Genomic DNA, 8,363 nt, shown 5'->3' with positions numbered 1-8,363 from the left:
ACACGCCCCCGTCCGGGGTTGCGGGGGGTTGGTTTGCCCCCCCCCCCGCCCCCCCGACGGATCCGTCAGACCGTGACCAGCGTCTCCAGCGGAGCGCCGGCCAGGTGCCCGGCCAGCCGCTCGCGGCCGTCCAGGAAGCCCAGCTCCATCAGCACCACGACGCCCGCCAGCTCGGCCCCGGCCTCCTTCACCAGGTCCAGCGAGGCGCCGATGGTGCCACCGGTGGCCAGCACGTCGTCCACCACCAGCACCCGCTCACCGGGCGCGAAGGCGTCGCACTGCACCTCCAGCGTCGCCGAGCCGTACTCCAGCTCGTACGAGCGCCGGAACACCTCGCCGGGCAGCTTGCCCTGCTTGCGGATCGGCACGAAGCCGAGCCCGGCCGCGAAGGCCGCCGGGGCCGCCAGCACGAAGCCGCGCGCCTCCAGGCCCACCACCTTGGTCGCACCGAGCTCCGCGGCCCGGTCCGCCAGCGCCCGGGTGAGGGCGCCGAAGGCCTCGGCGTCGGCGAGCAGCGGCGCGATGTCCTTGAACAGCACACCCGGCTTCGGGTAGTCCGGGACGTCCCGGATCCGGCTGTTCAGCAGCTCGGCCAGTGCGGTGTCGGCGGTGGTCACGGTGGTGTCCTTCACGGTCTGGTGGGGCCCCGGGGTCGTGGTCGGGGTCAGCGCTTGGTGGACGGACGGCCCTTGGCACGGGAGGTGCCGGCCGAGCGGCCACGCTGTCCGACCATACCCGCAGGCTGCTCCTCGCCCGTCGGCTCCTCGTCCGCGGCCTCGGCCTTGGCGGCCGCGGCGGCGCGGTGCTGGAGGACCCGCTTGCGCAGCGCCTTCATCTCCGGCTGCTCCTCCTTGAGCTGCGCCAGCAGCGGGGTGGCGACGCAGATCGAGGAGTAGGCACCGGCCGCGAGGCCGATGAACAGCGCGAGCGAGATGTCGTTCAGGGTGCCGGCGCCCAGGAGGCCGCCACCGATGAACAGCAGTGCGGCGACCGGAAGCAGTGCCACCACGGTGGTGTTGAGCGAGCGCACCAGGGTCTGGTTGAGGCCCGCGTTCGCGGCCTCGCTGTAGGTGAGCTTGTTCTGCTTGGTGAGCCCCTTGGTGTTCTCCTTCACGGTGTCGAAGACGACGACCGTGTCGTAGAGCGAGTACCCGAGGATGGTCAGGAAGCCGATCACCGTACCCGGGGTGACCTCGAAGCCCACCAGGGCGTACACGCCGATGGTGATCAGGAGGTCGTGGATGAGGGCGACCAGGGCGGACACCGCCATCCGCCACTCGAAGGCGATCGCCAGGTAGACCGTCACCAGGACCATGAAGACGATCAGACCGGTGAGCGCCTTCTGGGAGATCTGCTTGCCCCAGCTGGGGCCGATCACCTGGGCCTCGACGGTGTCCAGCGGCACGCCGAGCTTCTGCGAGAGCTCGGCGCGGATCTGGTCGGAGCTCTTCGGCTCCTCGGTGCTGACCTGGATGCGGATCTTGCCGTTGTCGGTCGACTGCACCAGCGGGTGCGAGGAGACGACCCCGTCCGCGGTTTCCTGTGCCTGGGAGACCGTCAGGCCGGGCTTGGCCACGGTGTAGACCGAGCCGCCCTTGAACTCGATGCCCAGGTGCAGGCCCATGGCCAGGCCGATCGCCGCGACCAGCACGATCACGCCGGAGATGGAGTACCAGAGCTTGCGGCGTCCGACGAAGTCGAAGCTGACTTCACCCTGGTAGAGCCGGTGGCCCAGATTGGAGAAGCGTGACACGGTGTCAGGCCTCCTTCACGGCGGCAGAGGAGGGGTTACGGCGACGGCTGCTGCGCAGCGGCGGGCGGGCGCCCAGCCGCTTCGGGTCCAGGCCGGACCACGGGTGGCCGTTCAGGAAGAACTTGCGGCGGGCCAGCAGCGTGATCATCGGCTTGGTGAAGAGGAAGATCACCACGACGTCGAGCGCCGTGGTCAGACCCAGGGTGAACGCGAAGCCCTGGACCTTGCCGACCGAGACCACGTAGAGCACGGCGGCACAGAGGAAGGACACGAAGTCCGAGACCAGGATGGTGCGCCGGGCGCGCGGCCAGGCCCGCTGGACCGCCGGGCGCAGCGGGGCGCCCTCGCGGACCTCGTCGCGGATGCGCTCGAAGTACACGATGAAGGAGTCCGCCGTGATGCCGATCGCGACGATCGCACCGCAGACCGCCGGCAGGTTCAGCGCGAAGCCGATCGCGTTGCCGAGCAGGCTCATGATCGAGTAGGTCAGGGCCGCCGAGACGAGCAGACCGGCGATCGAGACCAGGCCGAGGCCGCGGTAGTAGACCAGCGAGTAGGCGACCACCAGCAGCATGCCGATCGCGCCGGCCACCAGGCCGGCCTTGAGCTGGTCGCTGCCGAGCGCCGGGGAGACGGTGGTGATGTCGCTCTTGACGAACTCCAGCGGCAGGGCGCCGTAGCCGAGCACGTTGGACAGGTCCTGCGCCTCGGTCTGGGTGAAGCGGCCGGTGATCACGGCGCTGCCGCCGGGAATCGCGTTCTTGACCTCGGGGTGCGAGACGACCTGGTTGTCCAGCACGATCGCGAACTGATTGTTCGGCGGGGCCTGGGTGGCGAGCTGGCCGGTGATCTTGGTGAAGTCGTCGGTGCCGGTGCCGTTGAACTGGAGCTGGACCTGCCAGCCGGCGCCCGACTGGGTGTCGAGGCTCGGCTGGGCCTTGGAGACGTCCGAGCCCTTCACGGCGACGGGGCCGAGGGCGAGCTTCTCGTAGTAGCCGTTCTCGGGCTTCTGCGAGCAGGCGACGACGGCCTTGTCATCGGCGCCGGTCTGGGCGGTGCGGACCTCGGGCTTGGAGCAGTCCAGGGCGGCGAACGCGGCGGTCAGCTCCGGCGGCACGGTGCCCTGGGTCATCGCCGCGGTGAGGTCGGCGGCGCTCGGCGGGGTGGCCGCGGCACTCGGGGCGCCGGTGGCGGCGGCGGAGGGCGCGGTGCTCGCGCCGGTGGCGGCGGCGGTCGGGCTGGCGCCCTCGGCGGCCAGGGCCTCGCTCGCGGGGCGGCCCTGCTTGGTGGCGCTCGCGGACGGGCTGCCGGTCGCGGCGGCGGACGGGGTCGCCCCCGGGGTGCCGGTGGCGCCGGCGGACGGGGTGCCGGTCGGCACCGGAGCGGTGACGCCGCTGGGCGCCACGGCCAGGACCGGACGGAAGAACAGCTTGGCGGTGGTGCCCACCTGGTCCGCCGCGTTCTGCTGGTTGCCGCCCTTGGGGATGTTCACGATGATCGTGTTGTCGCCCTGGGTCTGGACCTCCGCCTCGGAGACACCCATGCCGTTGACGCGGCGCTCGATGATCCCGGTGGCGATGTCCATGTTGGACTTGCTGATCGCCTTGGGATCGGTCGACTTCGCGGTCAGCGTGATGCTGGTGCCACCGGCGAGATCGATCCCGAGCCTGGGCTTGGTGGTGCCCGTCCCGAACATGAGGGCGACCAGTCCGACGGTGACGACCAGGATGAGGGCCAGCGCCCGCCCTGGGTAGCCGTCGCGCGGGCGCGACTTGGGTGTTGCCACCTTGCTCGTTTCTCCCTGTCCATGCCACTTCCCCGACCGGACCCCCGTCCGGCTCGTGGCGGGACAGGGGTCCGGCGGTTCTGCGGCCCTGAGGTCCTGTGGGCTCGCGGCACTGCGCCGCGCGGCCGGGCGGGTTGCCCGTCCGTACTACTTGCTCGCGGGAGCCCCGCCCTCGACGTCGCCCTTCTCGGCACTGTCCTTGCTGAGCGACAGCGGCTTGTCCTCGACCGGCTCGGCGTCGGCGTCCTCGGCCTCCGGCTCGGGCAGCTCGTCATCGGCGGGGCGGCCGTTGATGATCGCGTCGTACTCCTGGGGGTCCAGGACGGCCGCGACGGCGCTCTTGGTGAAGTGGGTGACCACGCCGGGCGCGATCTCCAGCTCGACGGTCTCGTCGTTGACCGCCTTCACCTGGGCGTAAAGACCGCCGATGGTGCGCACACCGGCCCCCGGCTCCAGCGCGGTCTGCATCTGCTGCATCTGCGACTGGCGCTTCTTCTGCGACCGGAACATGAGCACGATCGCGATGATCGGGAGGAGAAGGATGATGAGGTTCACTGCAGCCAGGGTCCTTTACGGGCCGCCGGCCGGCGGCCTGTGTGGTATTGGTCGGCCCGTCAGGTGAGAGGGGCGGTCCGGCGGAGTCTAGGCGACCCCGAATCGATCGGACAACGCCAAGCATCGCATCCTGCCACCGAAAGTGGCGAGCCTCCGCCTGCACAGTTTCCCCGGACCTCACTCCCGGCTCCTCCGTGTGCCACCACGGAAGCACCGGGTGGGAACCGACCGGACCGACTCACCCGTTCAGCCGATGGCGGTCAACTTTCATCGGCGGGGAACAGCTCCGGTTGCGCCGGAACACGTCCGCGAATGGTCTGGACCGGCGGGGTCAGACCGAGGTGCTGCCAGGCCGCGGCGGTGGCGATCCGGCCGCGCGGGGTGCGGGCGAGCAGGCCCTCGCGGACCAGGAACGGCTCGGCGACCTCCTCGACCGTCTCGGACTCCTCCCCCACGGCGACCGCCAGTGTCGACAAGCCGACCGGACCGCCGCCGAACAGCCGCAGCAGCGCGTCCAGCACCGCGCGGTCCAGCCGGTCCAGACCGCGGGCGTCCACCTCGTAGACGTCCAGCGCCTGAGCGGCGATCTCGACGGTGACCTGCCCGTCGTGCCGGACCTGGGCGTAGTCGCGGACCCGGCGCAGCAGCCGGTTGGCGATGCGCGGGGTGCCGCGCGAGCGCCCGGCGATCTCGGCCGCGCCGGCCGGGTCTATCTCCACGTCCAGCAGCGCGGCCGAGCGGTGCACCACCCGCTGGAGCTCGGCCGGGGCGTAGAACTCCATGTGCCCGGTGAAGCCGAAGCGGTCGCGCAGCGGCGGCGGCAGCAGGCCGGCCCGGGTGGTGGCGCCGACCAGGGTGAACGGCGGCAGCTCCAGCGGGATGGCGGTGGCGCCCGGACCCTTGCCGACGATCACGTCGACCCGGAAGTCCTCCATCGCCATGTAGAGCATCTCCTCGGCCGGCCGGGACATCCGGTGGATCTCGTCGAGGAAGAGCACCTCGCCCTCGGTGAGCGAGGAGAGGATCGCCGCGAGGTCCCCGGCGTGCTGGATGGCCGGGCCGGAGGTGATCCGGATCGGCGCGCCCAGCTCGGCGGCGATGATCATGGACAGGGTGGTCTTGCCGAGCCCGGGCGGCCCGCTCAGCAGCACGTGGTCGGGCGCGCTGCCGCGCTTGCGGGCCGCCTGGAGCACCAGCGACAGCTGCTCGCGCACCCGCTCCTGGCCGATGAACTCGTCCAGCAGCTTGGGGCGCAGCGCCGCCTCCACCGCCTGGTCCTCACCGTCGGCGGCGGCCGTGACCAGCCGGTCGGCGGGTTCCGGGTCGTACATCGTCGCGGGCTCCAGAGTCTCCAGTATCGACAAATGGACAGATCGTCAGGTGGTCAGCGGGCCCGGTTGAGGCCGCGCAGGGCGAGCCGGAGCAGGGCGCCGACGTCCGGCGTCGCCTGCGCCTCGGCCTCCGGGGTGACGGCCGCGACCGCCTCGTCCGCCTCGCGCGGGGCGTACCCGAGGCCGGTCAGCGCGGAGTGCAGCTGATCGCTCCACGGCGCCGGGCCGGTGGCGATCGGCTTCTGCGCCGGGACGGCGCCGTGCGGGGCGCCGAGCTTGTCCTTGTACTCCAGCAGCAGCTTGGCCGCCTTGGCCTTGCCGATGCCCGGCACCGCGACCAGCGCCTTCTCGTCGCCGCCCGCGACCGCGGCGCGCAGCGCGTCGGGGCTGTGCACCCCGAGGATCGCCTGCGCCAGCTTGGGGCCGACGCCGGGCGCGGCCTGGAGGATCTCGAACACGCCGCGCTCGTCGTCGTCCGCGAAGCCGAACAGGGTCAGCGAGTCCTCCCGGACCACCAGCGAGGTGGCCAGCCGGGCCGGCTCGCCCAGCCGCAGCCCGGCCAGCGTGTTCGGGGTGCACTGCACGGCCATGCCCACCCCGCCGACCTCGACCACCGCGGTCCCGGAGGAGATGGCCGCCACGGGCCCTTGCACGAAGGCGATCATCGGACGGTGCCTTTCGGAGGAGTGGAGCGGGGGGTGGCCCGGGCGGCCCGGACGGCGGCCTCCAGCCGGTTGGTCGCCCCGCCGCGCCAGATGTGGCAGATGGCCAGCGCCAGCGCGTCGGCGGCGTCGGCCGGCTTGGGCGGCGCGTCCAGCCGCAGCAGGCGCTGCACCATGGCCGTGACCTGCGCCTTGTCGGCCCGGCCGGAGCCGGTGACGGCGGCCTTGACCTCGCTGGGGGTGTGCAGGGTGACGGGGATGCCGCGCCGGGTGGCGCAGAGCATCGCGACGGCGCTGGCCTGGGCGGTGCCCATCACGGTGCGGACGTTGTGCTGGGCGAAGACCCGCTCGACGGCGACCAGGTCGGGCCGGTGCTCGTCCAGCCAGGCCTCGATGCCCTGCTCGACCTGGAGCAGCCGCTCCCCGATCTCGGCCTCGGCGGGGGTGCGCACCACGCCGACCCCGGCCATCCGCAGCGGCCGGCCCGGCGCACCCTCGACCACGCCGACCCCGCACCTGGTCAGCCCCGGGTCCACGCCCAGTACCCGCACCACTCGCCCGTCTCCCTGTCACTCGCCACGAAGGACCTCCGCAGGCTACCGCCCGGGTCCGACAACCCGACCGACGACACCGGCCCGGTGGTCCAGGGACCACCGGGCCGGGCAGTGAGAACGGTCACTCACCGACGATCACTGGGCAGTGATCACTCGGCGTCGAGCTGCGCGCCGACCTCGTCGGAGATGTCGAAGTTGGCGAAGACGTTCTGCACGTCGTCGCTGTCCTCCAGGGCGTCGATCAGCTTGAGGATCTTGCGGGCGCCGTCGACGTCCAGCTCGACCTGCATGCTGGGGAGGAAGTTGGCCTCGGCCGAGTCGTAGTCGACGCCGGCGTCGACCAGCGCGGTGCGCACGGCGACCATCTTCGAGGCCTCGGAGACGATCTCGAACGAGTCGCCGAGGTCGTTGATCTCCTCCGGCTCCTGGTCGAGGACGACCTCGAACAGCTTGTCCTCGTCCACGCCGTCGGCCTTGGGGACGATGACGACACCCTTGCGGGTGAACAGGTACGACACCGAGCCCGGGTCGGCCATCGAGCCGCCGTTGCGGGTCATCGCGACGCGCACGTCGGAGGCCGCGCGGTTGCGGTTGTCGGTGAGGCACTCGATCAGGACCGCGACGCCGTTCGGGCCGTAGCCCTCGTACATGATGGTCTGGTAGTCGGCGCCGCCGGCCTCCAGACCGCCACCGCGCTTGACGGCGCGGTTGATGTTGTCGATCGGGACCGAGCTCTTCTTGGCCTTCTGGATGGCGTCGTAGAGGGTCGGGTTGCCCGCCGGGTCGGGACCGCCCGTGCGCGCCGCCACCTCGATGTTCTTGATCATCTTGGCGAAGAGCTTGCCGCGCTTGGCGTCGATCACGGCCTTCTTGTGCTTGGTGGTAGCCCACTTAGAGTGGCCGGACATCGCCAGCTCCTTTACGTCGCCAAAGGGAAATGAACAGATGAGATCTTACCGGTGTCGTCACCGGTGAAGCGCACACGGTCAGCGCGTGGTCGACGCCGTCAGCGCGCGTCCCCGGCGAGGTGCTCCTCGACCATCCGCACGAAGTACGCGTGCACCCGGTGGTCGCCGGTCAGCTCCGGGTGGAAGGAGGTGGCGAGCAGGTTGCCCTGGCGCACCGCCACGACCCGGCTCTCCGGGCCGTCCGCGGCGGGCAGCTCGGCCAGCACCTCGACGCCCGCGCCGACCGACTCGACCCAGGGGGCGCGGATGAAGACGCCGTGCACCGGCGCGTCGGCCAGGCCCGTGAAGTCGATCCCGGACTCGAAGGACTCGTTCTGGCGCCCGAAGGCGTTGCGGCGCACCGTCATGTCGATGCCGCCGACGGTCTCCTGGTCCTCGCGGCCGTCCAGGATCTTGTCCGCCAGCATGATCATGCCCGCGCAGGTGCCGTAGACCGGCATCCCGGCGGCGACCCGCTCGCGCAGCGGGTCCATCACGCCGAACAGCAGCGCCAGCTTGGACATGGTGGTGGACTCCCCGCCGGGGATCACCAGCGCGTCGACCTCGGCCAGCTCCTCGGCGCGGCGCACCGGACGGGCGAGCGCGTCGGCCTCGGCCAGCGCCACCAGGTGCTCGCGGACGTCGCCCTGGAGGGCGAGGACGCCGATGACAGGAGTGCTCACGGTCTTCAACCTCTATCGATCGTTACGACGGACTACGTGGTGCGGCCGCCCGCGCGGCCGGGGGGGGGGGGGGGGGGGGGCCCGGCGAGCGC

At 71.7% G+C, this 8,363-nt stretch carries 9 protein-coding genes; all 9 read right to left on the bottom strand.

Annotation, left to right across the window (positions count from 1 at the left end):
• Positions 1-65 precede the first annotated feature (65 nt).
• The 9 genes from ACWGKU_RS39230 to pdxT all read right to left on the bottom strand — a co-directional run bounded on the left by ACWGKU_RS39230 (position 66) and on the right by pdxT (position 8,271).
• Positions 66-617 carry an adenine phosphoribosyltransferase gene (locus tag ACWGKU_RS39230; protein ID WP_401050599.1) on the bottom strand — a complete coding sequence of 184 codons (552 nt, stop codon included), beginning with the start codon at positions 615-617 and terminating at the stop codon, positions 66-68.
• Between the two features lie 47 nt (positions 618-664).
• Positions 665-1,753 (bottom strand): protein translocase subunit SecF, encoded by a 1,089-nt coding sequence (secF, locus tag ACWGKU_RS39225; protein WP_380546477.1) that lies wholly within the window; start codon positions 1,751-1,753, stop codon positions 665-667.
• 4 nt (positions 1,754-1,757) lie between these two features.
• Positions 1,758-3,539, bottom strand: coding sequence for a protein translocase subunit SecD (gene secD, locus ACWGKU_RS39220; RefSeq protein ID WP_401050596.1), 1,782 nt, complete (start codon positions 3,537-3,539; stop codon positions 1,758-1,760).
• 147 nt (positions 3,540-3,686) lie between these two features.
• Positions 3,687-4,094: a preprotein translocase subunit YajC gene (gene yajC, locus ACWGKU_RS39215; protein ID WP_401043079.1), complete on the bottom strand. Its 408-nt coding sequence runs from the start codon at positions 4,092-4,094 to the stop codon at positions 3,687-3,689.
• Positions 4,095-4,354: 260 nt separating this feature from the next.
• Complete coding sequence (gene ruvB, locus ACWGKU_RS39210) at positions 4,355-5,425, bottom strand: Holliday junction branch migration DNA helicase RuvB (RefSeq protein WP_380351210.1); 1,071 nt, start codon at positions 5,423-5,425, stop codon at positions 4,355-4,357.
• Between the two features lie 53 nt (positions 5,426-5,478).
• Positions 5,479-6,090, bottom strand: a complete 612-nt coding sequence (gene ruvA / locus ACWGKU_RS39205) for a Holliday junction branch migration protein RuvA (RefSeq protein ID WP_359897474.1) — start codon at positions 6,088-6,090, stop codon at positions 5,479-5,481.
• Positions 6,087-6,638 (bottom strand): crossover junction endodeoxyribonuclease RuvC, encoded by a 552-nt coding sequence (ruvC, locus tag ACWGKU_RS39200; protein WP_359897479.1) that lies wholly within the window; start codon positions 6,636-6,638, stop codon positions 6,087-6,089. Before ruvC ends, ruvA begins: the two co-directional genes overlap by 4 nt.
• A gap of 152 nt (positions 6,639-6,790) precedes the next feature.
• On the bottom strand, positions 6,791-7,549 hold the full coding sequence (locus tag ACWGKU_RS39195) for a YebC/PmpR family DNA-binding transcriptional regulator (RefSeq protein WP_049651428.1): 759 nt from the start codon (positions 7,547-7,549) through the stop codon (positions 6,791-6,793).
• A 98-nt stretch (positions 7,550-7,647) separates the two neighbouring features.
• Positions 7,648-8,271: a pyridoxal 5'-phosphate synthase glutaminase subunit PdxT gene (gene pdxT, locus ACWGKU_RS39190; protein ID WP_452179909.1), complete on the bottom strand. Its 624-nt coding sequence runs from the start codon at positions 8,269-8,271 to the stop codon at positions 7,648-7,650.
• Between the last annotated feature and the right edge of the window lie 92 nt (positions 8,272-8,363).

Source organism: Kitasatospora sp. NPDC054768 (assembly GCF_053612025.1).
This window is presented reverse-complemented; position numbering and strand designations above follow the sequence as displayed.

Coding starts and splice junctions, on each gene's coding strand:
- ruvB (WP_380351210.1), bottom strand. CDS start 5,425: ATGTACGACCCGGAACCCGCCGACCGGCTGGTCACGGCCGCCGCCGAC.
- ruvA (WP_359897474.1), bottom strand. CDS start 6,090: ATGATCGCCTTCGTGCAAGGGCCCGTGGCGGCCATCTCCTCCGGGACC.
- ACWGKU_RS39195 (WP_049651428.1), bottom strand. CDS start 7,549: ATGTCCGGCCACTCTAAGTGGGCTACCACCAAGCACAAGAAGGCCGTG.